The sequence below is a fragment of the Streptomyces sp. NBC_00091 genome (assembly GCF_026343185.1).
Lineage (GTDB): Bacteria > Actinomycetota > Actinomycetes > Streptomycetales > Streptomycetaceae > Streptomyces.
Genome location: NZ_JAPEMA010000001.1, coordinates 1,969,255 through 1,992,844 on the forward strand (window position 1 = coordinate 1,969,255; position 23,590 = coordinate 1,992,844).

23 protein-coding genes are annotated in these 23,590 nt (G+C 72.1%); 11 read left to right on the forward strand and 12 right to left on the reverse strand.

The features are described from left to right. Positions 1 to 15: 15 nt before the first annotated feature. The gene (locus tag OOK34_RS08775; protein ID WP_045946775.1) at positions 16 to 375 is read right to left on the reverse strand and encodes an NADH-quinone oxidoreductase subunit A; all 360 of its coding nucleotides are present in this window, start codon (positions 373 to 375) and stop codon (positions 16 to 18) included. Positions 376 to 1,169: 794 nt separating this feature from the next. Here OOK34_RS08775 and OOK34_RS08780 point away from each other — a divergent pair. Together OOK34_RS08780 and OOK34_RS08785 are read left to right on the forward strand one after the other, a co-directional pair. Beyond that, positions 1,170 to 2,039, forward strand: a complete 870-nt coding sequence (locus OOK34_RS08780) for a C40 family peptidase (RefSeq protein ID WP_267033292.1) — start codon at positions 1,170 to 1,172, stop codon at positions 2,037 to 2,039. A 156-nt stretch (positions 2,040 to 2,195) separates the two neighbouring features. Then, positions 2,196 to 2,468, forward strand: coding sequence for a hypothetical protein (locus OOK34_RS08785; protein WP_267033293.1), 273 nt, complete (start codon positions 2,196 to 2,198; stop codon positions 2,466 to 2,468). A 79-nt stretch (positions 2,469 to 2,547) separates the two neighbouring features. On the opposite strand, the gene OOK34_RS08790 is transcribed toward OOK34_RS08785, so the two are convergent. Then, positions 2,548 to 3,831, reverse strand: a complete 1,284-nt coding sequence (locus OOK34_RS08790) for a geranylgeranyl reductase family protein (RefSeq protein ID WP_267033294.1) — start codon at positions 3,829 to 3,831, stop codon at positions 2,548 to 2,550. 97 nt (positions 3,832 to 3,928) lie between these two features. Here OOK34_RS08790 and OOK34_RS08795 point away from each other — a divergent pair, with 97 nt between their 5' ends. Further along, positions 3,929 to 4,453: a GNAT family N-acetyltransferase gene (locus OOK34_RS08795; protein WP_267033295.1), complete on the forward strand. Its 525-nt coding sequence runs from the start codon at positions 3,929 to 3,931 to the stop codon at positions 4,451 to 4,453. Between the two features lie 4 nt (positions 4,454 to 4,457). Here the strand turns inward: OOK34_RS08795 and OOK34_RS08800 are convergent, their stop codons facing one another. Then, positions 4,458 to 5,369 (reverse strand): glutaminase, encoded by a 912-nt coding sequence (locus OOK34_RS08800; protein ID WP_267033296.1) that lies wholly within the window; start codon positions 5,367 to 5,369, stop codon positions 4,458 to 4,460. Positions 5,370 to 5,375: 6 nt separating this feature from the next. Beyond that, positions 5,376 to 6,068 (reverse strand): demethylmenaquinone methyltransferase, encoded by a 693-nt coding sequence (locus OOK34_RS08805; protein ID WP_267033297.1) that lies wholly within the window; start codon positions 6,066 to 6,068, stop codon positions 5,376 to 5,378. 164 nt (positions 6,069 to 6,232) lie between these two features. Between OOK34_RS08805 and OOK34_RS08810 the strand changes: the two genes are divergently transcribed. Further along, positions 6,233 to 6,979 carry a DUF3152 domain-containing protein gene (locus tag OOK34_RS08810; protein ID WP_267033298.1) on the forward strand — a complete coding sequence of 249 codons (747 nt, stop codon included), beginning with the start codon at positions 6,233 to 6,235 and terminating at the stop codon, positions 6,977 to 6,979. Positions 6,980 to 6,984: 5 nt separating this feature from the next. On the opposite strand, the gene OOK34_RS08815 is transcribed toward OOK34_RS08810, so the two are convergent. The 4 genes from OOK34_RS08815 to OOK34_RS08830 all read right to left on the reverse strand — a co-directional run bounded on the left by OOK34_RS08815 (position 6,985) and on the right by OOK34_RS08830 (position 11,755). Beyond that, a complete protein-coding gene (locus tag OOK34_RS08815; protein ID WP_267033299.1) occupies positions 6,985 to 7,629 on the reverse strand; it encodes a hypothetical protein in 645 nt (214 codons plus the stop codon). A gap of 6 nt (positions 7,630 to 7,635) precedes the next feature. Next, a complete protein-coding gene (mqnC, locus tag OOK34_RS08820) occupies positions 7,636 to 8,835 on the reverse strand; it encodes a cyclic dehypoxanthinyl futalosine synthase (protein WP_267033300.1) in 1,200 nt (399 codons plus the stop codon). A gap of 85 nt (positions 8,836 to 8,920) precedes the next feature. After that, positions 8,921 to 10,684 (reverse strand): serine/threonine-protein kinase, encoded by a 1,764-nt coding sequence (locus OOK34_RS08825; protein WP_267033301.1) that lies wholly within the window; start codon positions 10,682 to 10,684, stop codon positions 8,921 to 8,923. Positions 10,685 to 10,891: 207 nt separating this feature from the next. Then, positions 10,892 to 11,755 carry a menaquinone biosynthetic enzyme MqnA/MqnD family protein gene (locus tag OOK34_RS08830; protein WP_267033302.1) on the reverse strand — a complete coding sequence of 288 codons (864 nt, stop codon included), beginning with the start codon at positions 11,753 to 11,755 and terminating at the stop codon, positions 10,892 to 10,894. Positions 11,756 to 11,991: 236 nt separating this feature from the next. On the opposite strand from OOK34_RS08830, the gene OOK34_RS08835 reads away from it, so the two are divergent. Both OOK34_RS08835 and OOK34_RS08840 read left to right on the forward strand, forming a co-directional pair. After that, on the forward strand, positions 11,992 to 12,195 hold the full coding sequence (locus OOK34_RS08835; RefSeq protein ID WP_007265804.1) for a cold-shock protein: 204 nt from the start codon (positions 11,992 to 11,994) through the stop codon (positions 12,193 to 12,195). A gap of 249 nt (positions 12,196 to 12,444) precedes the next feature. Next, complete coding sequence (locus OOK34_RS08840) at positions 12,445 to 12,924, forward strand: hypothetical protein (protein WP_267033303.1); 480 nt, start codon at positions 12,445 to 12,447, stop codon at positions 12,922 to 12,924. A gap of 77 nt (positions 12,925 to 13,001) precedes the next feature. Here OOK34_RS08840 and OOK34_RS08845 read toward each other — a convergent pair whose 3' ends face one another. Further along, the gene (locus tag OOK34_RS08845) at positions 13,002 to 14,714 is read right to left on the reverse strand and encodes a lytic transglycosylase domain-containing protein (protein WP_267033304.1); all 1,713 of its coding nucleotides are present in this window, start codon (positions 14,712 to 14,714) and stop codon (positions 13,002 to 13,004) included. 269 nt (positions 14,715 to 14,983) lie between these two features. Here OOK34_RS08845 and OOK34_RS08850 point away from each other — a divergent pair, with 269 nt between their 5' ends. From OOK34_RS08850 to OOK34_RS08865, 4 genes are all read left to right on the forward strand, one after another. Then, positions 14,984 to 15,790 (forward strand): thioredoxin domain-containing protein, encoded by an 807-nt coding sequence (locus OOK34_RS08850; RefSeq protein ID WP_267033305.1) that lies wholly within the window; start codon positions 14,984 to 14,986, stop codon positions 15,788 to 15,790. A gap of 195 nt (positions 15,791 to 15,985) precedes the next feature. Further along, entirely contained in the window at positions 15,986 to 16,669 is a 684-nt protein-coding gene (locus OOK34_RS08855) for a hypothetical protein (RefSeq protein ID WP_267033306.1), read from the forward strand. A 95-nt stretch (positions 16,670 to 16,764) separates the two neighbouring features. Then, a complete protein-coding gene (locus OOK34_RS08860; RefSeq protein ID WP_267033307.1) occupies positions 16,765 to 17,547 on the forward strand; it encodes an SDR family oxidoreductase in 783 nt (260 codons plus the stop codon). A gap of 40 nt (positions 17,548 to 17,587) precedes the next feature. Further along, entirely contained in the window at positions 17,588 to 20,179 is a 2,592-nt protein-coding gene (locus OOK34_RS08865; protein WP_267033308.1) for a bifunctional FO biosynthesis protein CofGH, read from the forward strand. Positions 20,180 to 20,243: 64 nt separating this feature from the next. On the opposite strand, the gene OOK34_RS08870 is transcribed toward OOK34_RS08865, so the two are convergent. Beyond that, on the reverse strand, positions 20,244 to 21,356 hold the full coding sequence (locus OOK34_RS08870) for a tyrosine-protein phosphatase (RefSeq protein WP_267033309.1): 1,113 nt from the start codon (positions 21,354 to 21,356) through the stop codon (positions 20,244 to 20,246). A gap of 188 nt (positions 21,357 to 21,544) precedes the next feature. Between OOK34_RS08870 and OOK34_RS08875 the strand changes: the two genes are divergently transcribed. Continuing rightward, positions 21,545 to 22,768, forward strand: coding sequence for an ADP-ribosylglycohydrolase family protein (locus OOK34_RS08875; protein WP_267033310.1), 1,224 nt, complete (start codon positions 21,545 to 21,547; stop codon positions 22,766 to 22,768). Here the strand turns inward: OOK34_RS08875 and OOK34_RS08880 are convergent. Both OOK34_RS08880 and OOK34_RS08885 read right to left on the reverse strand, forming a co-directional pair. Continuing rightward, positions 22,753 to 22,950 carry a hypothetical protein gene (locus tag OOK34_RS08880; protein WP_267033311.1) on the reverse strand — a complete coding sequence of 66 codons (198 nt, stop codon included), beginning with the start codon at positions 22,948 to 22,950 and terminating at the stop codon, positions 22,753 to 22,755. The two genes, OOK34_RS08875 and OOK34_RS08880, sit on opposite strands and share 16 nt — an antisense overlap. Beyond that, on the reverse strand, positions 22,934 to 23,566 hold the full coding sequence (locus tag OOK34_RS08885; protein WP_267033312.1) for a hypothetical protein: 633 nt from the start codon (positions 23,564 to 23,566) through the stop codon (positions 22,934 to 22,936). Before OOK34_RS08885 ends, OOK34_RS08880 begins: the two co-directional genes overlap by 17 nt. Positions 23,567 to 23,590: the final 24 nt, after the last annotated feature.

The following is a 23,590-nucleotide window of genomic DNA, read 5'->3' on the forward strand; positions in this document are numbered from 1 at the left end:
GGGAAATTCAGCCCCTCAGTCCCATTCCAGGCCGCCGCGGCGCCACACGTAGGCGTAGGCGACGAAGACGGTGAGCACGAAGAGGAGCATCTCGACGAGCCCGAAGATCCCCAGGGAGTCGAAGGTGACCGCCCAGGGGTAGAGGAAGACGATCTCGATGTCGAAGACGATGAAGAGCATCGCCGTCAGGTAGTACTTGATGGGGAAGCGACCGCCGCCGGCGGGCATCGGGGTGGGCTCGATGCCGCACTCGTAGGCCTCGAGCTTTGCCCGGTTGTACCGTTTTGGGCCGATCAGCGTGGCCATGACCACGGAGAAGATCGCAAACCCTGCGCCGATGGCGCCGAGCACGAGGATGGGTGCGTACGCATTCACGCTCCTCGCTCCTTCCAGTCGTCCTTGACCGTTGGACCGCTGCGCCGGCGCCGAGTGCCCTGCTTCCCGAAGACCGCCCTCCTGAGCGGGGGGCCGATCGCATGTGAGGCAGTTCACAAGCCGGACTGGTGCGCATCTTATGCCTGCCGGTCTGTGATCTGCGACACGGGTAACAACACCGAGTTTGTGATCTCCACCACCTGACGAACGATCATGAAGTCAGATGAGTGGTGATCTTCGCACTCAAGGCATCCACATGATCACCAAAGGTGACATCCGAGCCCTTAGCCGCAGGTGAAAGGCGTGCCGCTCTATCAAATGATGGGCAGTGCAGGCAAATTGGCGACTCGGCGGGCGGGGTGGTAAAGGGATCGGCGTCCCCCGGTCGGGGGAGGCCCCGGGTACGGGAGTGGACACCGCGACCGGAAGTCGCCGCCGGGGGGGGTCCGGGGAGAGATCCTGTGCATCCGTTCACGAACCGCACGGGGAGTTCACGGTCGGATCACGGACCGGCCACAGCGCCCTCACAGCGACAGGTAACTGTGACCTGCGACACACGGAACCGGAGCCACCGAAAGGGGGCTTGGCCATCTGTGCAGGTGGATGGTAGGCCGTGGATCAATTCGGACTTATTACTGAAAACCCATGATCACAGGCTTGTGAAAGCGTGTCCGTTACGTCCGTTACGGCGTCAATAAGGGGCGCGGCGCGCCCGGTTAGCGGCCTTCGCGCGCAACTGTGGCGCAGACCACGTTTCTTGAAGGGAACCCGGCACCCCTGATAGCGGTTGTCCCATGTCCCACACCGCTCACATACCCAGCCACCGGAAGCCCCGCCGTAGCGCCTCGAAGCTCGCGGTCCGCGCCGGAGTTGCCGGTGGCGTCCTCAGCACCCTGGCCATGGCCGGCACCGCGAGCGCGTCCCCGTCCGAGCCCGTGGCAGAGACGACGCTCGAGATGCCGGTCCTCGACCTGGACCTCGGCACCGAGGTCTCCAACGCCGTCAACACGGCCGCCGAGAACACCCGCGTCGCCGCCGTCGAGGCCGCCGTGGAAGGCGAGCTGAACGCCCTGGAGGAGAGCGCCCGCACGGGAGCCGCCGCCGAGGCGAAGCAGGCGAAGGAAGACGCCACGAAGGTCGCCGAGCAGAAGGCGAAGCAGGAGGCCGACCGCAAGGCCGAGGCCGACCGCGCCAACCGCAGCGCCGGCCGCACCGACCTGACGAACGCCTCCGCGTCCGACAGCGGCGGCTCCTCCGTCACCAAGGGCTCGGGCTCCAGCAGCGGCTCCACGGCCTCGAAGCCGGCCACCGGCTCGGCCGCGGCCATCGTGAACTTCGCCCGCGCCCAGATCGGCAAGCCGTACGTCCTGGGCGCCACCGGCCCCTCCGCGTACGACTGCTCGGGCCTGGTCCAGGCCGCCTACCGCCAGGCCGGCATCACCCTGGACCGCGTCTCCCAGGACCAGTCCCTGGCCGGCACCTCGGTCTCGCTGAGCAACCTGCAGCCCGGCGACATCCTGTACTGGGGCTCCCGGGGCAGCGCGTGGCACGTCGCCATCTACTCGGGCAACGGCAAGTTCATCGGTGCGCAGAACCCCAGCACCGGCATCGTCGAGCGCAACCTGAGCTACGACATGCCGACGGGCGCCGTCCGCGTCCTCTGATCGCACGGTCTCTGATCGCACGGTCTCTGATCGCACGATCGCCACAAGGTCCGGTACTCCCCCGCTCGGGGGCGGAGTACCGGACCTTCGGCGTGCTGAGAGGATGGCGTCTGCGCGCCCGGCCGTTTCGAGCAGACCCCAGGAGGTGGTGGTCCCGTGAGCAGACCGTCCTACGAGGACCACGGCTCCGGCGACCCCGCCGCCGTCCCGGCCGCGCTCGGGCTGGGCCTCCTGTCGGTCGGCGGCTGGCTGCTGACCACCACCCGCCCCTGGCAGAAACCGGGCAACCCCCTGACCCTGGGCATCGGCTGGACCGTCTCCGGCGCGCTGCTGCTGTCCGGGCTCGTCCTGCTGGCCCGGTGCGTCCGTACGGTCCACGCCGGCCAGGACGCCCCCGAGGCGGCCGAACAGGACCCCGGACAGCCCTGAGCCGCCCCCGCAGTCCCGGGAGCGGCTCAGACTGGCTCAGACGGCTCAGAGGCCCCACAGGGCGCCCTGGAAGGCCCGCTCAGGCCTTGGGGGCCACCTTCGAGAGGCCGTTGATGATGCGGTCCATCGCGTCGCCGCCCGTCGGGTCGGTCAGGTTCGCCAGCATCTTCAGCGTGAAGCGCATCAGCACCGGGTGCGTCAGGCCCCGCTGCGCCGCGATCTTCATGACCTTCGGGTTGCCGATCAGCTTCACGAAGGCGCGGCCCAGCGTGTAGTAGCCGCCGTAGGTCTCCTTCAGCACCTTCGGGTAGCTGTGCAGGGTCAGTTCCCGCAGTGCGGGGGTGGCGCGGGAGTGCGCCTGGACGATGACGTCGGCCGCGATCTGGCCGGACTCCATCGCGTAGGCGATGCCCTCGCCGTTGAACGGGTTGACGAGCCCGCCCGCGTCACCGACGAGCAGCAGGCCCTTGGTGTAGTGCGGCTGCCGGTTGAAGGCCATCGGCAGGGCCGCGCCGCGGATCGGCTGCGTCATGTTCTCGGGGGTGTAGCCCCAGTCCTCCGGCATGGAGGCGCACCAGGCCTTGAGGACCTCGCGCCAGTCCAGCTCCTTGAAGGCGGAGGAGGAGTTGAGGATGCCGAGGCCGACGTTCGAGGTGCCGTCGCCCATGCCGAAGATCCAGCCGTAGCCGGGCAGCAGCCGGTCCTGGGTACCGCGCCGGTCCCACAGCTCCAGCCAGGACTCCAGGTAGTCGTCGTCGTGGCGGGGCGAGGTGAAGTAGGTGCGTACGGCCACGCCCATCGGGCGGTCCTCGCGCCGGTGCAGGCCCATCGCCAGGGAGAGGCGCGAGGAGTTGCCGTCGGCCGCGACGACCAGCGGGGCGTGGAAGGTGACGGGGGTCTTGTCCTCGCCGAGCTTCGCCTGCACACCGGTGATGTGCCCGGTGCGGGGGTCGCGTACGGGCTCGCCGACGTTGCAGCGCTCGTACAGGCGGGCGCCGGCCTTCTGCGCCTGGCGGGCCAGGGTCTCGTCGAAGTCGTCGCGCTTGCGGACCAGTCCGTAGTCCGGGTAGGAGGCGAGTTCCGGCCAGTCCAGCTGGAGCCGCTGCCCGCCGCCGATGATCCGCAGGCCCTTGTTGCGGAGCCAGCCCGCCTCTTCGGAGATGTCGATGCCCATGGAGACCAGCTGCTTGGTGGCACGCGGGGTCAGACCGTCGCCGCAGACCTTCTCGCGCGGGAACGCCGTCTTCTCCAGGAGCAGGACGTCCAGTCCGGCCTTGGCGAGGTAGTAGGCGGTCGTGGAACCGGCGGGCCCGGCACCGACGACGATCACGTCCGCGGAGTGTTCGGAGAGGGGCTCGGTCACTGCGGGGTCTCCCGAAGGCTCGATAAGGGGTGCCCAACGGCACAGGACATGACGCAGTCTATGCAGCGAGAGAGATCGCGATCAGAAGGGCCGTCCGTTGACCACTTCGTCCACCTCGCCGCTTCCCGCCGTCCGGCTCCGCGTACCGACCGACGAGGACGCGCACGCCTGGCACCGCGTCTTCGACGACCCGGAGGTGATGGAGTTCCTCGGCGGGCCCGCCGAGGCCTCCCTCTACGAGGAGTTCACCGCGCGGCAGCGCATGCACGACGCCCGGCTCGGCTACTGCCTGTGGACCCTGCTGGACGGGGAGGGCCAGGTCATCGGCTTCACCGGGGCGCAGCCGTGGCCGGCGGAGAAGGCCTGGGGGCCGGTCGGGGAGATCGAGATCGGCTGGCGGCTGGGCCGCGCCGCGTGGGGGCACGGATACGCGTACGCCGCCGCGCTGGCCACCGTCGACCGGCTCCGCGCGGCGGGTGTCCCCCACGTGGTGGCGATGATCCAGGACGGGAACCTCCGCTCGATAGCGGTGGCGGAGCGCCTCGGCATGACCCTGGCCGAAACCTTCCCCCTCCCGGGGGGCACCCGCCGGGTCCGCCGCTACGAACTGGCGGTTTCCTGAACGGTCAGAAAACGCTCAGCCCCGTCAGGGTCGTGAAGCGGTCGAGGGCGGCGACGCCGGCTACCGAGTTGCCCTGGGGGTCGAGGCCCGGGCTCCAGACGGCGAGGGTGCAGCGGCCCGGGACGACCGCGATGATGCCGCCGCCCACGCCGCTCTTGCCCGGCAGGCCGACGCGGTAGGCGAACTCGCCCGCCGCGTCGTACGTACCGCAGGTCAGCATCACCGCGTTGACCTGCTTCGCCTCGCTGCGCGTGAGGAGGCGGGAGCCGTCCGCGCGCAGGCCGTGCCGGGCCAGGAAGCGGCCGGCCAGGGCGAGGTCGGCGCAGCTCATCTCGATGGAGCACTGCCAGAAGTAGTGCTCCAGCAGCGCCGGCACCGGGTTGTCGATGTTGCCGTAGGAGGCCATGAAGTGGGCCACGGCCGCGTTGCGGTCGCCGTGCTCCTGCTCGGAGGCGGCCACCTCGGGGTCGAAGCCGATGTCGGGGTTGCCGCTCTCCTGCCGGAGGAAGTCGAGGAGTTCGCTGCTCGCGTCACCCGTCAGGGTCTGGAGCCGGTCGGTGACGACGAGCGCGCCCGCGTTGATGAACGGGTTGCGCGGGATGCCGTTCTCGTACTCCAGCTGCACCAGGGAGTTGAAGGGGTTGCCCGACGGCTCCCGGCCCACCCGCTCCCACAGGCTGTCGCCGCCCTCCGCGAGGGCGAGGGCCAGCGCGAAGACCTTCGTCACGGACTGCGCGGAGAAGGGGACCCGCCAGTCCCCCACCCCGTGGACGTTGCCTTCGAGATCGGCGACCGCCATCCCGAACCGGGTGGGGTCCACGGACGCCAGCGCCGGGATGTACTCGGCGGGCGTGCCGCTGCCCACCAGCGGGGAGACGTCGGCCGCGATCCGCTCCAGCAGCCCTTGGTAGTCCATGAAGGGTTACGCCTTGACTCCGCGGTGCAGCGCCACGATGCCGCCGCTCAGGTTCCGCCAGGCGACCCCGGACCAGCCGGCCTTCTGCAGGAGGGCCGCCAGCGCCGGCTGGTCGGGCCATTCGCGGATGGACTCGGCGAGGTACACGTACGCGTCCGGGTTGGAGGAGACCGCGCGGGCCACCGGCGGCAGGGCGCGCATCAGGTACTCCACGTACACCGTGCGGAAGGGGGCCCAGGTGGGCTGCGAGAACTCGCTGATCACGACCTGGCCGCCGGGCTTCGTCACCCGGTACATCTCGCGCAGCGCGGCTTCCGTGTCCTGGACGTTGCGCAGCCCGAAGGAGATCGTCACGGTGTCGAAGACGTCGTCCCTGAAGGGCAGCCGGGTCGCGTCGCCGGCCGTCAGCGGCAGCCACGGGTTGCGCTTCTTGCCCTCGCGGAGCATGCCGAGGGAGAAGTCGCAGGGGACCACGTACGCCCCGGTCGCGGCGTAGGGCAGCGAGGAGGTCGCGGTTCCGGCGGCCAGGTCGAGCACCTTCTGCCCGGGCCGGGCGGCGACCGCCTTGGCGGCCTCCTTGCGCCACAGGCGCGCCTGCCCGAGGGAGAGGACGTCGTTGGTGAGGTCGTAGTTCGCGGCCACGCCGTCGAACATGGAGGCGACTTCGTGCGGCTGCTTGTCCAGGGAAGCCCTTGTCACTGGCGTTGGCCCCTCGGTGCTCGGTGACTGGTACGCGGCCATCCTCTCAGGCCGCCGCCCCGGACGGATCGCTGGCCCGGCCCGGCCGGGGTTCCGGCGGATCCGGAGCGGATCCGGGCAGACTGGCCGGACTGGTCGGACATTCCGAACAAAGGGTTTTACGGATGCGGACAGGGCGTTCAGTCAGCGCACGGCGGGCCGAGCGGCGCAGGCGACTGCGCCGTACGGTCCTGTGGGCGGCGGTGTTAGCCGCCCTCTCGGTCGCCGCCTTCCGGATGGGGCCGGAGGAGGGCGGGCCCGCCGCCGACGGCAGGGGCGGTGGCCCGCCCCCGCCGCCCGAGCGGGCCACCGCGGTGGCGGTGGGGTTCACCGCCTCCTCCGTCGCCGGGCGGGCGCAGGGCCGGGGCCGTGCGCTGCGCTGGCGGGTGGAGGCGGAGAACGGCAGCGGTGTCGACCCGGACGCCGCCGCCCGGGCCGTCGAGGCGATCCTCGGGGACCGGCGCGGTTGGATTCGCAACCCCGAGTACGGCTTCCGGCTGGCCGGGCGCGGCGAGCCGGTGGACTTCACCGTTAAGGTGGCCACGCCCGCCACCACCGACCGGCTGTGCGAGGTGGTCACCCCCGAGCTGATCGGGGAGGCCAACTGCCGGGTCGGGCACACCGTCGTGGTCAACCTCAAGCGCTGGCAGGAGGGCTCGCCCCGGTTCAGCGGCCCCCTGGCGGAGTACCGGGCGCTGATCGTCAACCACGAGGTGGGCCACGAGCTCGGCCACGAACACGAGGGCTGCCCCCGGCCCGGCGCGCCCGCCCCGGCGATGATGCAGCAGATCAAGGGGCTGCAGGGCTGCACCTCCAACGCCTGGCCGTACGACCGCGACGGCACCTACCTGGCGGGGCCGCGCGTCCCGTAGAGGGCCTACCGCCGCCGGTGCAGGAGCCTGCCGCCGATGACCGTGGCCACGCAGGTGGTCGCGCCGCGCTCCAGCAGTTCGGCCTCGTCCGCCACCGCGAAGACCGCGAACCGGGCGGCGGCGCCCGCCTCCAGTACCCCGTGGAAGGCCTGCCCGGCCGACTCCCGCCCCGCGAGCGGGTCCAGGGCCGGCCTGCCCTCGTACGGGGCGGGCGGCACCACGGCCAGGCCCGAGCGGACCACCGCCGTGCGCACGGAGGCGGTCGTGAAGCGCCCGGCCACCGCCACCACCCCGCGCGCCAGCAGCTTCTGCGTGCCCCGCCGGGCGCTGTTGCCCCAGCGGGCCTCGGTCATCTTCAGGGCTTCGAGCGCCTCGGCCCCGCTGATCGGGCCGGCGCCCAGCTCGGTGACCTCGTACGGGTCGTCCGGGTAGTACGTCCGCTCCAGCAGCTCGTCCGCCCCGCGCGCCAGCAGCCCCGGGGTGAGCACCCCGGGCCAGCGGCGGACCCGGGCGTGCGGCGCGGCCGCGCCGAGTTCCTCGTACGGGCCCACGCGGACGATCCGGTCGCCGTCGACCAGGACCGCGCCGCCCTTCAGCGGTGCGGCGCCCGGTCCGGTGACGAGGAGGTCGGCGGTGTGCAGCGTCAGCATCGGGGGTCAGTTCGTGGAGATGAGCTTCAGCTCCGGGTGCGCGGTACCACCCTCGATGGCGGTCGAGGAGATGTGCGAGACCACGCGGTCGTCGACGGGGTCGTTCGCCGGGTCGTCGTGCACCAGGAGGTGCTCGTAGGTGGTCGCGCGCTGGGCGGGGACGCGGCCCGCCTTGCGGATCAGGTCGATGATCTCCTGGCGGTTCGAGCGGTGCTTGGCACCGGCCGAGGAGACCACGTTCTCCTCCAGCATGATCGAGCCGAGGTCGTCGGCGCCGTAGTGCAGGGAGAGCTGGCCCGCCTCCTTGCCGACGGTGAGCCAGGAGCCCTGGACGTGGGCGATGTTGTCGAGGAACAGCCGCGCGATCGCGATCATGCGCAGGTACTCGAAGACCGTCGCCTGGGTGCGGCCCTTGAGGTGGTTGTTCTCGGGCTGGTACGTGTACGGGATGAAGGCGCGGAAGCCGCCCGTGCGGTCCTGCGTGTCACGGATCATCGCGATGTGCTCGATGCGCTCGGCGTTGGTCTCGCCGGTGCCCATCAGCATGGTGGAGGTGGACTCCACGCCCAGCTTGTGGGCGATCTCCATGATCTCCAGCCAGCGCTCGCCGGACTCCTTGAGCGGGGCGATCGCCTTGCGCGGCCGCTCGGGCAGCAGTTCGGCGCCGGCGCCGGCGAAGGAGTCGAGACCGGCCGCGTGGATGCGGCGGATGGCCTCCTCGGCCGAGACGCCCGAGATGCGGGCCATGTGGTCGACCTCGGACGCGCCGAGGGAGTGGATGACCAGCTGCGGGAAGTCCTTCTTGATCGCCGAGAAGTGGTGCTCGTAGTACTCGACGCCGTAGTCCGGGTGGTGCCCGCCCTGGAACATGATCTGCGTGCCGCCCAGCTCCACGGTCTCCGCGCAGCGGCGCAGGATGTCGTCGAGGTCGCGCGACCAGCCCTTCTTCGTGTCCTTGGGGGCCGCGTAAAAGGCGCAGAACTTGCACGCCGTGACACACACGTTGGTGTAGTTGATGTTGCGCTCGATGATGTACGTCGCGATGTGCTCCGTACCCGCGTAGCGCAGCCGGCGCGCCGCGTCGGCGGCCTGGCCGAGCGCGTGCAACGGGGCGTGCCGGTAGAGGTCGAGGGCCTCTTCCTTGGTGATCCGGCCTCCTGCGGCGGCGCGGTCGAGGACGGACTGGAGTGCGGCCAGGTCGGTCACCGGTGGATCACCTTTCGGCGGTGTGTCAAGGGTCCGGACCGATCCAGCCTACGCCAGGGCTCGCGCGCCGCCTTCAGGGCGGGGGTCACGGGCTGCGGGTGAGGTCTCCCTCGGGGTTCCCGGCGGGCACGTCACCCGACTTGTAGTGCAGGGTTCCGTTCGCGTTGAGGGTGAACCGCTCGTCGGCGGAGCCGTTGGAGCAGATGCCCGGGGCCGGGTTGGGGCCGCCCGCCGTGTCCAGCACCAGGGAGCGGTCGGTGGCGGAGGCGAGCTTCCAGTCGCCGCTGCAGTCGGTGCCGAGGAGTTCGATGACGGACTTGTCCCGGGCGACGACCTCGCCGACCTTGCCGGCCTTGATGGTGATCTCGAACTGGCTGGGGACGCCCATGCGGGCGGTGGTGACCGTGCCCTTCCAGGTGCCGATGAGCTCCTTGGGCACGTCGTTACGGGTCCCCTTGGGCGGGGCGGAGGACGACCCGGACGGCTGGGCGGAGTCCGGGGCGGAGGCCGCCGGGGCCGGGGTCGAGGGCTTCGGGCTGTTGCCCTGGGCCATCTCCCGGCCCTCGCCCTGGCCGGGCAGCATCCCCATCCCGTACAGCCCGCCCGTCAGCGCCGTCAGCACGGCGGCCGCGCCGAGCACCAGGGTGCAGCTGAAGCGGCGGCCGGCCGCGCTGAGCGTGACCCGGCGGCCGTCGTCGGCGGCGGTCCGCGGCTGCGGCACCCCGGCCCCCGCCGAGCCGCCGGCCCCGCCGGCCCCGCCGGCCGTCTCGGTCGGAGCCCCGTACACCCCGGCCCCGGCGCCGGAGCCCGCGAAGGAGGAGCCGTACGGGCCCGCCTGGACGGAGTACGGGGAGCCGGTCGCGGGCGTGGACGGGCCGGACCCGGCCGGGCCCGTGCCGACGCCGGCCGGGCCCCCGTACGAGGGGTCCGGAGCGCCGAAGCCGTAACCGCCCCCGGAGGCGTCGGCGTCGAGGTCCAGCAGGGCCACCGCCGCCCGGCTCGCCTCCTCCACCAGCGGCCCCGGCAGCCACCCCGGCGCGCCGAGGGCGCCGCCCAGGGCCGCCGCGAGGGCCTCGGGCTCCGGCCGCGCGGAAGCCGCCTTGGCCAGGCAGGCCCCGATCAGCTCGCGCAGCCCACCGGCGGGGATCCCGTCCAGCTCCGGCGGCTCGTGGACCACCTTGTAGAGGAGGGTCGCGGAGTTGTCCCCGGTGAAGGGCGGCCGGCCGGTCGCCGCGAAGGCCATGACCGCGCCCAGCGAGAACACGTCCGACGCCCCGGTGACGCCCTTGCCGAGGATCTGCTCCGGGGACATGTAGCCGGGCGAGCCGACGGAGACCCCGGTGGAGGTCAGCGAGGCGGTGCCGTCCGTGGCCCGGGCGATCCCGAAGTCGATCAGCCGCGGCCCGTCGAGGGTCAGCATCACGTTGGAGGGCTTCACGTCCCGGTGTACGAGTCCCAGCCCGTGCACCGCCACCAGGGCGCGGGCCAGCCCCGCGCCGACCGCCCGCACCGAGGCCTCGGGCAGCGGCCCGTGCCCGGCCACCGCCCGGTCCAGGGAGGGGCCCGCCACGTACCCCGTCGCCACCCACGGCACGGCCGCCTCCGGATCGGCGTCCAGCACGGGCGCCGTCCACTCCCCGCCCACCCGCCGCGCGGCCTCCACCTCACGGCGGAAGCGCTCGCGGAACTCGTGGTCGGCGGCGAAGTGCGGGTGCACGATCTTCACGGCGACGGTCCGGCCGCCGGCGCTGCGCCCCAGATAGACCCGTCCCATGCCACCGGCGCCGAGCCGGCCGAGCAGCCGGTACGCGCCGATGGTGCGCGGCTCGCCGGCTTCGAGCGGCTGCATCGCGTCCCCCGTCCCCCGAGATGTGTGTCATCCGAACACGCAGCACCTTAGGCGGTCGCGGGTGTCCCTTCCCGCCGAATACCTTCCGCTTCCCCCGCTCCCGTTCGCATTCCCCTTCGAGCGACATGAATACGAAAGGGGAACGAATTCCCGGCAAACGGAACATTCCCGTTCGGAGAAGCGGAAGATCTGCGGGGGATATCGCGATCAGGCTTCCGGCCCGGCCGCCTTCAGCAGCTCCACGGACACATCCACGTCGTACCCGGTGTCCGCTCCCGTACGGCGCGCGAATTCGCGTACGCCGGCCAGTTGGTCCGGGCCGAAGCGGAAGTCGAGGGTGGTGAAGTAGCGCTGGAGCAGCTCGGCGTCGAAGGCCTCCCAGCGGGCCGCCTGCTCGGAGACCTTGACGACCTCCTCGAGGGAGACGTCCCGGGAGGCGAGGAAGGCCTCGTGGACCTCCCGCACGACCACGGGCTCGCGGGCCAGGTAGTCCTTGCGGGCGGCCCAGACGGCGAAGACGAACGGCAGCCCCGTCCACTCCTTCCACATCTGACCCAGGTCGTGCACGGTCAGCCCGAGCCGGGGCGCGTCGTGCAGCGAGGCGCGCAGCGCGGCGTCGCCGATCAGCACCGCCGCGTCGGCCTCCTGCATCATCACCCCCAGGTCAGGGGGGCAGGTGTAGTAATCGGGGCGGACTCCGTACTGCTCGGCGAGCAGCAGCTGGGCCAGGCGTACGGAGGTGCGGGAGGTCGAGCCGAGGGCGACCCGGGCGCCGTCCAGCTGCTCCAGCGGGACCTGCGAGACGATCACGCAGGACATGACGGGGCCGTCGCAGCCGACCGCGAGGTCGGGGAAGGCGACGAGCTGGTCGGCGTTGCGGAGGAACTCCACGAGGGTGATGGGGGCGATGTCCAGCTCACCCTGCACGAGGCGCTCGCTCAGCTTCTCGGGGGTGTCCTTGGTCAGCTCCATGTCCAGCAGCGTGCCGGTTCGGGCCAGCCCCCAGTAGAGGGGCAGGCAGTTCAGGAACTGGATGTGGCCGACACGGGGCCGGCTGCGATAGACGTCCACATCGCGAGACTAGCCCCGGTTCTCCGTCAGCGATCGAGCGGGTCTCAAACGTCCGGGTGACGTGATCTTTCCCTCTGGTCTCGGCCCGAGGGTGCGTGCTAGGCTCGACGCAAGTTGCAGTTTGGTTTCCCTTGCAGTACGAGGCCTGCGGAGCATGTAACCCGCAGGCTTTTGTAGTTTTCAGACTTCTTAGCAGGTTCTGGAGCAGGGCGACCCTTTGGCCCATAGGAGGGCTCATGGCTACCGGAACCGTGAAGTGGTTCAACGCTGAAAAGGGCTTCGGCTTCATCGCCCAGGACGGCGGCGGCCCGGATGTCTTCGTCCACTACTCCGCGATCAACGCCTCTGGCTTCCGCTCCCTCGAGGAGAACCAGCAGGTCAACTTCGACGTCACGCAGGGCCCGAAGGGCCCGCAGGCGGAGAACGTCACCCCGGCCTAGTCGCCAGGCCGACCGGATCGCGGTCGAAGTAGCAGTACCCAAGGAGCCCTGCCTCCTCCGTGCGAGCGGAGAAGGCGGGGCTCCTGCCTTTTCCCGGGGCGGGGCGGGCTCCAGGGGGCGGCGGGGGCGGCGCCGTTCGGGGTGGGCCGATGGTTCCCCTGAGTGATGATTCGTCACGTTACGTGTGCTTTCCGGATGCCCGGGGGATGTTCGGTCCCGTTACCAAGGCCGTCACGGGAAAGGAAGCACATGAGGAAGCTCGCTTGGGCCGCACGAGGTATCTCCGCCGTTTCAGGAGCTCTGCTCCTCGGGACGCTCATCGCCCCGTCCGCGGTGGCCGACGGCGGTCCGGCCCCGGACCCCCACGCCAAGAAGAAGTGCGGACCGGTGGCCCGCCACATCGCCTCCGCCGCCCCCGACTTCTCCTTCCTGCTCGGAACGGTGTTCCGCCTGGCGACCGACCGGGAGGGGCACGCCTTCCTCAATGACAGCCGGAACCCGGGCGTGTGGATCGACCTCCAGGTCGTCCCCAACGCGCCGAAGTGCGTCACGGGCGTCGCCGTCTCCGTCGAGGAGAACTCCGGCGGGCGCCTCACCCTCAGCCTGCTCGGCAAGAACGGGGTGATCCACGAGGCCAGGTGCACCACCAGCTCGACGGCCTACAGCCCGACGAACCTGCCGGGCACCTGCGGCGTCGGCTTCCAGCCCCTCCAGGCCACCCCCGTATAGCGGGCTCGCGCAAGAAAACGGCACGGCCGGTCGCTCGGTGCGACCGGCCGTGCCGTGTGTGCTGCGCCGGGAGCCGGTCAGGCCGCGGGGGCCACGATCGTGATCGTGACGATCAGCTCGGCCTTGTCCGCCGTCAGCAGCCGCAGGTGGTAGGTGCCCGCGGGCACGTCCTTGGTGAGCAGCTCCGGGAGGGCCGTCTTGCCGTCGGTGCCGGTCTTGGGCAGCTGAAGCGTGAACAGCTTCGCGTCGGGGGTCGCGCCCTTGAAGTACGGGCCCTTGGCGGTCTTGGGGTCCACGGGGGCCCAGACGCCCGGCTTGCCCGCGACCTCCTCGACCAGCGAGGCGGTGACCTGCACGCCGGCCACCGGCTTGTCCCCGCGGGCGGCCAGGAACTCCAGGCCCTTGATCGCGGTGCCCGCCGGGGCCTGGACCGCCTTGGAGCCGTCGGCAGGGGTCAGCGCGACCGGCTGCTCGACCGGCTTCGCCGTGATCCGGCCTTCCAGGGCCACGGTGAACTGGCTCTTGGCGTCGTACGCGGTGGCCCGCAGGGTGAAGGTGCCCGCCTTCGGGCCCGCCTTGAGCCGGGGGGCGGTGGCGATGCCCTCGGCGTCCGTACGGACGACCACGCTCGACTCGTCGCCGAAGACGAAGCCCGTACCGCCGGTGATGTCCTGCTCCACGGCGACCACGACGGCCTGGCCCGCGGCCGGCTTGCCGTCGCTGAGCACCGCCTTGAAGCGGGTGCCGTCCGCGAACAGGCTGCCCGCCTCGGCCTCCAGCTTCGCGTCGCCGACCCGCTCCAGCTTGGCCAGCGTCGCGGGCGCCGGGGTCGGCTTGGACGGCTCCGGCGTCGGGTTCGGCTTCGACGGCTCGGGGGTCGGCTTCGGGGTGGGCTTCGGGTCCGGGGCCGGAGTGCTCGGCTTCGTGGCCGGCGGCTGCGGAGCCGGGACGTGCGGCCGCTGCGGGGTGGGCAGGGTCGTCGTCGGCGGGGTCGGGAAGGTGCCGACGGGCGGGTTCGGGATCCCGGCGGTGCCGTCCTGCTGGTACTGGCGCATGTAGCCGAGCACGGAGTTCACGTACTCGCGGGAGCTGTTGTAGCCGAGGATCGCCTTGTCCAGGTCGGCCGGGAGCGAGAGGTCCTTGCCGCCCGAGCAGAGGTAGAGCCCCGCACCCAGCGCCGCGTCGTACATGTTGTTCGCGTCGCGCTTGCCGTCCCCGTTGCCGTCGGCCTTCCAGGTGGTCCAGGTCGAGGGGATGAACTGGAGCGGGCCGAAGGCGCGGTCGTACTCGGTGTCCCCGTCCCACTCGCCCTTGTCGGTGTCGAGGATCTTCGCGAAGCCGTTGCCGTCCAGGCGCGGGCCGCGGATCAGCTTCTCGGTGGTGCCGTCGGTCTTGAGGCCGTAGCCGGAGGCGTGCACGGACTCGACGCGGCCGATGCCGGCCAGCAGGGCCCAGGGCAGCTTGCACTTGGGGAGGGCCGCGGCCACCGCCACCTCGGCGCGCTTGTAGGCGTCCAGGGCGGTCGCGGGTATGCCTGAGGCCCCCTCGGCCGTGGTGCCCCCCGCGCCCGCGGCGGGCGGGACCACCGGATCGGCGAGCTGGCCCGGCAGGTCGAGGCGGGCGTCACCGCGGTCGGCGGCCTGCGGGCTGTCGGGCGTGGGCTCGGCCTCTCCGGCGCCGGCGACCGGGGTGTTGGTCACGACGGCGGCGGTGGTCAGGCTGGCCGCGAGCGCGGCCGTGCACAAGACCTTGCGCGAGGTGTTGACTACATGACGGTGAAGCGGCTTCACGGTGCGGCGATCCCCCCAAGGCGGCCGGCAGAGGCACGTACGGCCGGTCGGGCCGTGATTCTTCTGTCTATCAGGTATTCCGACACGACTCGCCGTCGCCCCCGTAGATATGACACACCATTCGTCTCGGCTTCACCCGCCTGTGGCTCAGGACGTCCAGCCCGGCTCCGGGGGACCTCCGGCCCGGCCCGGCGGGGGCCTTTCGACCCTGCCCGAAACACCCCAATGACCCGCCCTTGCACCCCTCATGGGCCTTTACCCTGGTTGTCATGGCGAGCAGCAGCAAGAAGGACCAGCGCCGCGAGGCCAGGGAACGGCTCCGGGCGGCGCGGGAGACCGAGGCCCGGCGGGCCCGGCTGCGCGGGCGGCTGCTCGTCGGCGGTGCGGCGGTCGCCGTACTGGCCGTGGCGGCCGGGGCGGGCATCTACGCGTCGCGGCAGGCGGGTTCGGGCGGCGGGAGCGAGGCGGCCGGGAAGCCCTTCCTGCGGCCGGCCCGCACCAGCGGCACGGACGGGGTGGTGGTCCCGTACGGCAAGCCGGACGCGAAGGACGTCGTATCGGTCTGGCTGGATCCGCGCTGTCCCTTCTGCGCGAACGTGGAGACGGGGCTGGGCCCGGCCCTCAAGGAGCAGGCGGACGCCGGGACCTACCGGGTCGAGTACCACTTCGCCACCTTCCTCGACGGCCCCCTCGGCGGCAAGGGCTCCAAGCGCGCGCTGAACGCGCTGGGTGCGGCGGTGAACGAGAGCCCCGAGAAGTTCATGGAGTACCTCCAGGTCCTCTACAAGAACCACCCGCAGAAGGAGACCGACGACAAGTTCGGGTCGACGGACACCCTGCTGGGCTTCGCGGACCAGGTGCCGGGGCTGCGGACGCCGGGCTTCGACAAGGCCGTCGAGGAACTCTCCTACATGCCCTGGGTGGACAAGGTGTCGCAGGCCTTCTACGGGAGCGGCAAGAAGGGCACCCCTGCGGTGGAGGTCAACGGCAAGGAGGTGAACGTGCTGACGGGCACGGGCGGGCCGATCACCCCGGACGCCTTCGGGCAGTTGGTGGCGGAGAACCGGAAGCCTTGAGCGGCTGAGCGGAACGAGGCTGAGCGGAACGAGGCTGTCACCGGCGCCTGATACGTTTCAGGCCAAACGAGAGCACTGGTGTTCGGCGCCTCCCCCTTCCGTGAGAACGCCCGGGAGCGGAAGCGGAAGCGGAAGCAGTCCGGGGGGTCCGGCCGGTCGCCGCTCCCTGCCCGCGCCGATCCCGAAGGCCTGCCCATGAGCACTCCCCCGCCCAACCCCTACTCCGGCGCCCCCGTTCCGCCGGACCCGTACGCCGGCGCTCCGGCCGCGCAGAACCCGTACGGGCAGCCCGCCGGCGCCGGTCACCCGGCCCCGGGCCCCGGCTACCCGGGCCCCGGACCGGCCGAAGGCGCCGGTTACCCGCAGCCCGGCCCCGGCTACCCGGGCGCCGCCCCCGGCTACCCGCAGCAGCCGTACCCGCAGCAGTACCAGCAGCCGCAGCACCCGCAGTACGGGGGCGCGTACCCGCACGCCCAGATGCCGGGGTGCCGCAACTGCGGGGCCCCGGAGGCGGCGAACTTCGCGGTCCGCGCCCACGTGGGCGTACTGGTCCTGATGCGCTTCCACACCCTCAACGGGCCGTTCTGCCGCCAGTGCGGGCGGGCGCTGGTCCGCGTCATGACCACCAAGACCCTGTGCCAGGGCTGGTGGAGCCCCTTCTCCCTGGTGATCTTCACGCCGTTCACGCTGCTCTGGAACCTGATCGCCGCCATCAAGTTCAGCAAGCTCGCGCCCTCCGCGCCCGCGCCGGGCCGCCAGCCGCTGGAGGAGGGCCCGCCGGTGCACGCCCGGCCGCTCGCCTACGTGGCGATCATCCCGCTGCTGTGGGCCACCTGGGTCGCGGTCAACATCTTCCTGGACGTGACCGGACGCCGCTGAACCCCGGCCGCCCCCGCGCCCCTTCACACCGGCGCCCCGCACCCCTACCCTGACGGCCCGTCAGATTCATTGCCGAACCGCACTGGGGGCGCGTCATGCTGCTGCGAGGGAAGACCGTCGTCGTCTCCGGTGTGGGGGCCGGGCTCGGCCACCAGGTGGCCGCCGCCGTGGTGCGCGACGGAGGCAACGCCGTCCTGGGCGCCCGCACCGAGGCCAATCTGGCCAAATCCGCCGCCGAGATCGACCCCGACGGCGCGCACACCGCCCACCTGCCGACCGACATCGCCGACGAGCGGCAGTGCGAGGCCCTCGCCGAGCTCGCCCGCGAGCGGTTCGGCGGCATCGACGCCGTCGTGCACGTCGCCGCCTGGGACTCCTACTTCGGGGGCCTTCAGGACGCCGACTTCGGGACCTGGCAGCAGATCCTCGACGTCAACCTCCTCGGCACCCTGCGCATGACCCGGGCCTGCCTGCCCGCCCTCAAGGCGGGCGGCGGCTCCGTGGTCATCATCGGCACCCAGTCCGCGATCGCCGCGCCCAACGAGGTGCAGCAGGCCGCCTACGCCGCTTCCAAGGGGGCGCTGACCTCCGCCATGTACTCCATGGCCCGGGAGCTCGGCCCGCACCGGATCCGCGTCAACACCGTGCTGCCCGGCTGGATGTGGGGCCCTCCGGTTCAGGCCTTCGTGACCTTCACCGCCCACACCGAGGGCGTCCCCGAGGCCGAGGTGCACCAGCGCCTGACCGGGCGGATGGCCCTGCCCGACCTGGCCACCGACGGGGACGTGGCCGACGCCGCCGTCTTCCTCGCCTCCGACCGGGCGCGGGCGATAACCGGCCAGTCGCTGCTGGTCAACGCCGGTGAGCTGATGCGATGAGGCCCTCCACCGGCGCCCGAGCGGATCGTATGCTCCCCGTATGACCACTCCGAGTGACGCTCCGACCGACAACGCGATGCGCCGTGCGCTCCGGCGTGCCCGCGACGGCGTCGCGCTCGACGCGACCGAGGCGGCCGTGCTCCTCCAGGCGCGCGGCGCGGCCCTGGAGGACCTGACCGCCTCCGCCGCCCGCGTCCGCGACGCGGGCCTGGCGGCCGCCGGCCGCCCGGGCGTGATCACGTACTCGAAGAGCGTGTTCATCCCCCTCACCCGGCTGTGCCGCGACAAGTGCCACTACTGCACCTTCGCCACCGTCCCCGGCAAACTGCGCCGCGCGGGCCACGGGATGTACATGTCCCCGGACGAGGTCCTCGACATCGCCCGCCGCGGCGCCGCGCTCGGCTGCAAGGAAGCCCTGATCACCCTCGGGGACAAGCCCGAGGACCGCTGGCCCGAGGCGCGCGAGTGGCTGGAGGCCCACGGCTACGACGACACGATCTCCTACGTGCGGGCCATCTCCATCCGGATCCTGGAGGAGACCGGGCTGCTGCCCCACCTCAACCCCGGCGTGATGTCCTGGTCGGACTTCCAGCGCCTCAAGCCCGTCGCCCCCTCCATGGGGATGATGCTGGAGACCACCGCCACCCGCCTGTGGTCCGAGCCCGGCGGCCCGCACCACGGCTCCCCCGACAAGGAGCCGGCCGTCCGGCTGCGCGTCCTGGAGGACGCCGGACGCTCCTCGGTCCCCTTCACCTCCGGCCTGCTGATCGGCATCGGGGAGACGTACGAGGAGCGCGCCGAGTCGCTCTTCGCGCTGCGCCGGGTCTCCCGCGCCTACCACGGCGTCCAGGAGCTGATCATCCAGAACTTCCGCGCCAAGCCGGACACGGCGATGCGCGGCATGCCGGACGCCGAACTGGACGACCTCGTCGCCACGATCGCCGTCGCCCGGCACATCATGGGCCCGTCGGGCTGCCTCCAGGCCCCGCCCAACCTGGTCGACGGGGAGTACGCCCGCCTGATCGGCGCCGGCATCGACGACTGGGGCGGCGTCTCGCCGCTGACCCCGGACCACGTCAACCCCGAGCGGCCCTGGCCCCAGATCGACCTGCTGGCCGAGCGGTCCGCGGCGGCCGGTTTCGAGCTCCGCGAACGGCTGTGCGTGTACCCGGAGTTCGTGCGGCGCGGCGAGCCGTGGCTGGACCCCCGCCTGCTGCCCCACGTACGGGCCCTCGCGGACCCGCAGACCGGGCTCGCGGATCCGGACGCGGTGGTCGAGGGGCATCCGTGGCAGGAGCCCGAGGACTCCTTCGCCTCCTACGGGCGCACCGACCTGCACAGCGCCATCGACACCGAGGGCCGCAGCGGCGACCGCCGCGAGGACTTCGACCACGTCTACGGCGACTGGGAGGCCCTGCGCGAGGCGGCGGCGCCCGGCATGGTGCCCGAGCGCATCGACACGGACGTACGGGCGGCCCTGGCGCGGGCCGCCGACGATCCGGAGCGGCTCACCGACGAGCAGGCCCTGGCCCTGCTGCACGCGGACGGCCCGGCGCTGGACGCGCTGTGCCGGATCGCGGACGACCTGCGCCGGTCGGTGGTGGGCGAGGACGTCACGTACATCGTCACGCGCAACATCAACTTCACCAACGTCTGCTACACCGGCTGCCGCTTCTGCGCCTTCGCGCAGCGCCGCACGGACGCCGACGCCTACACCCTGTCCCTGGACCAGGTCGCCGACCGGGCCGCCCAGGCCTGGGAGGTCGGCGCGGTCGAGGTGTGCATGCAGGGCGGCATCCACCCGGACCTGCCCGGGACGGCGTACTTCGACATCGCGCGGGCCGTGAAGGAGCGGGTCCCGGGGATGCACGTGCACGCCTTCTCCCCGATGGAGGTCGTCAACGGCGCCACCCGCACGGGGATGTCCGTACGGGACTGGCTGACGGCCGCCAAGGAGGCCGGGCTGGACTCGATCCCGGGCACGGCGGCGGAGATCCTGGACGACGAGGTCCGCTGGATCCTCACCAAGGGCAAGCTCCCGACGGCGGACTGGATCGACGTCGTCACCACGGCGCACGAGCTGGGCATCCGCTCCTCCTCCACCATGATGTACGGGCACGTGGACCAGCCCCGGCACTGGCTCGGCCACTTCCGGACCCTGGCCCGCATCCAGCGGGAGGCCCTCGCCAAGGGCGTGGAGGGCTTCACGGAGTTCGTGACGCTCCCCTTCATCCACACCAACGCCCCCGTCTACCTGGCGGGCATCTCCCGGCCCGGGCCGACGGTCCGCGACAACCGGGCCGTCACGGCGATGGCGCGGCTGCTGCTGCACCCGTACATCCCCAACATCCAGACGAGCTGGGTGAAGCTCGGCTCGGAGGGCGCGGCCGAGATGCTCCGCTCCGGCGCCAACGACCTGGGCGGGACCCTGATGGAGGAGACCATCTCCCGGATGGCGGGGTCGGGTTACGGCTCGTACAAGTCCGTCCGGGACCTGGTCGCCGTCGCCGAGGCGGCGGGGCGGCCCGCGAAGGCCCGGACCACCCTGTACGGGGAGGTGCCGCAGGAGCGGCAGGACGCGGCCCGCGCCTCGGACGGGCACCTGCCGGAGCTGCTGCCGGTCCTGGACTGAACAACGTGTTGGGGGGGCGGGACCCCGCCGGGTCCCGCCCCCCACTCGCTCCCGTCGGTCCGGCTCAGCCGACGAGGAGGTCCTTCTTCAGCTCGCGCAGCTCGTGGGAGTCGATGCCGAGGCCGTCCTTCAGGTAGCGGTCGAAGGAGCCGTACTTGGCCTTGACCTCGTCGTAGCCCGAGTTGAGGTACTCGGGGCGCACGTCGAGCATCGGCTTGTACACGGCGGCCTGCTGGGCCGGGAGGTGGGAGAGGACCGCGTCGTTGGCGGCCTTGCGGTAGTCGTTGCTGGCCAGGTAGTCGGCCATCACCGTCTCCTGCGGTACGCCGAGGGCGGTCAGCAGGGAGGCGTTCGCCCAGCCCGTGCGGTCCTTGCCGGCGGTGCAGTGGAAGAGCGCGGCGCGCCCGCGGTCGCTGCGCAGGCCGTCAAAGACCTGCGTGTACGCCTTCTTGCCGCCCTCGCCGCTGACCATGGTCTTCTCGGCGTCGACCATGGCCTTGACGGCCTCGTCGGGGGACTTGGGCAGGGTCTGGAAGGAGCCGGAGCCGGCGAAGACGTCGGCGACGACGTAGGTGGCGCCGGCCGGGAGCTTGTCGGCGTCCTTGGTGCGCTCCTCCTGCATGCGCAGGTCGAAGACGGTGCGCACGCGCAGCCGCTCCAGCTTGGCCAGGTCGTTGGCGGTGAGCCTGTTGAGGGCGTCGGAGCGGTAGACCTCGCCCATCTTGACCCACTGGCCGTTCGTGGTGCGGTAGCCGCCCGCGTCACGGAAGTTGGCGGTGCCGTCCAGCTTGATCAGCCGGTCGGCGAGGCGCAGGCCCTGGCCGTGGTCCGGCTGGAAGTCGAACCACTGGCGGTCGGCGGCGGGCAGCCCGGTGACCACGGCCCGGCCCTGGGCGCCGCCCTTGGCGACGACCTTGCCGTTCGCCTTGATCTCGACGCGCTTGGTGCCCTTGGTGTTCCACTTCAGGGCGTACGAGCCGTCGGCGCCGGCGGTGACGGTGGCCTCGGTGAAGGGGATGGAGGAGCGGTTCTGGTGGCTGCCGAACCATTCCCAGCCGGAGGCGGAGGCGGCGGGGGCCACGACCAGGGAGGCGGTGAGTGCGGAGGCGACGACGGTCGCGGCGAGGAGAGCCTTCTTCATGCCCTTGAGGCTCTGGGCGCCCGGAGAACGCCGCATGAACGAAGCGTGGCCGAAAGCGACCGGGTCGAAGGCGAGTGGCAAAACGTGTCACTGATCATCATCGCGGCCGGAATCGTTCGTAATCCGGCCGTTCTCCGCTCACTTACGGGCGACCCGCCGAACTGCTTCCGAATACGACCGAAGCTGTCCACTACAGTGCGCGTCCGGAGCCTGGGGGGAACGGCATGGATACGACGACGACCGCTACGAGTACGACGCCGGCGGCGGGCACACCCGCCACGGCCACGGGGGACGCGCAGGCCACCGGGGCAGCGGCCACCGGGGCGACGGGCACCGCCCTCTGGGGCCGCGCCGAACAGCAGGACTTCCGCAGCCGGGTACGCGGCACCCTGCTCGGCTCCGCCATCGGAGACGCCCTCGGCGCCCCCCTCGCCGGCCTCTCCCTCGAGGCCCTCCGCGAGACCCACGGCCCGGCGGGACTGACAGAACCCGCCCCCGCCCACGGCCGCCGAGGCGCCGTCACGGCCGCCACCCAGCTGACCCTGTTCACCGTCGACGGCCTGATACGGGCCCACGTGCGCCGGGACGCCGGTGGCTGGCACCCGCCCACCGACGTCCACCGCGCCCACCTCCGCTGGGCCGCGACCCAGCGCGACTGGGGCCCCGACGAGCGGCGCAAGGACAACGGCTGGCTCGCCCTCGAGGAGTGGCTCTACGCCCGGCGCGACCCGGCCCGGGCCTGCCTGACCGGCTTCGCCGACGACACCCTCGGCACCCTGGAACAGCCCAAGAACCCCACCGCCCGGGACGCGGCCGCCACCGTACGGTCGGCCCCCTTCGGACTGCTGGTCGGCTGGGAGCCCGCCCTCGTCCTCCAGCTCGCCGTCGAGTGCGCCACCCAGAGCCACGGCCACCCCACCGCGTACCTGTCCGCGGGCGCCCTCGCCGTGATCGTCCACGGCATGACCCGCGGCGACTCCCTGGACACCGCCGTCCAGCGCGCCCTCACCCTGCTCGCCACCCGCCCCGGCCACCAGCCCGTCACCGGGGCCCTGCGGCGCGCGGTCACGGCCGTCACCCTGGGCGCGCCCGGCCCCCGCACCGTCGAGTCCCTCACCCCCGGCGACGGCGGCGAAGGCCACGACGCCGGGGACACCCTCGCCATCGCCGTGTACTGCGCCCTGGTCGCCGAGGACGTCCCGCACGGGCTGCGCCTGGCCGTCAACCACGGCGGCGACTCCACCGCCACCGGCGCCCTGTGCGGCGCCCTCCTCGGCGCCCTGCACGGCGAAACGGCCCTCCCGGCCGGCTGGCTCGCCGAGCTGGAGGGCCGCGCCACGATCCTGGAACTCGCCGACGACTTCGCCCTGGAGATGACCCAGGGCCCCGCCCTCCACGGCCCCTCGGCCTCCGCCCCCGGCTGGCTCGCTCGCTATCCGCGCGGCTGACCGCCCCGGGGGACGCCGACCGCGACCGAGGTGACGAGGAGGGCCGCGCCCACCCCGTACAGCCAGGGCCGGGACAGGCTCAGCGCCAGGACCAGCGCGAGCAGGCCGAGCCCGGCGAACACGGCTTTCGCCACTGCCCGCCGGGCGGCCCGCCGCCGGCCCCGGTCAGGCGGCCGCGGCATCGTCCGTGAAGCGGATCGTCCGGCAGACCGCCCCGATGAGCTCCAGACAGTCCTCCCACTCGTCGATGTTCTCGGTGGCGAGGGAGAAGTCGGCCATGGCCAGACGGCCGGGGACCGGCACGAAGATGTGCAGCTGGCGCACCACGGTGGGCCGGGTGTCGTTCTCCAGCAGGTTGACCGGGCTCGGGACCTTGGTGTCCTGGGTGACGACCACGGCGGGCCCGCAGTCCAGCACCATCACCCCGACCTCGGCCTCCGGGTAGAGCGCGCCCATGGTGCGGGACAGGCGGCGCACGGTGTGCTCGTTCGACAGCTCGCTCGGGCGGGCGGTGACGGAGAGCATCACCGAGCTGAGCGGCTTGTCCGGGTTGTCCTCGCTGGGGCCGCCGAGCAGCACCCCGGCGTAGACGGCGCCCGCGGCGGCGAGCATCTCGTACATGGCCTGCTGGGCCAGGACGGCGTGGGAGATCTGCTCCGGGGTGGGCCTGGGGTCGAGGGACTCCAGGTTGTCGATCAGCCGGTTGGTGTTGGTCTCGGCGGAGACCTGGAAGTCGATGTCCGTGAAGACCTCGGGAACGGAGAAGGTGAGCGGGAGTTCGACGGTGGCGTCGGGCATGGCGCGGTGTCTCCTGTGGTGGTG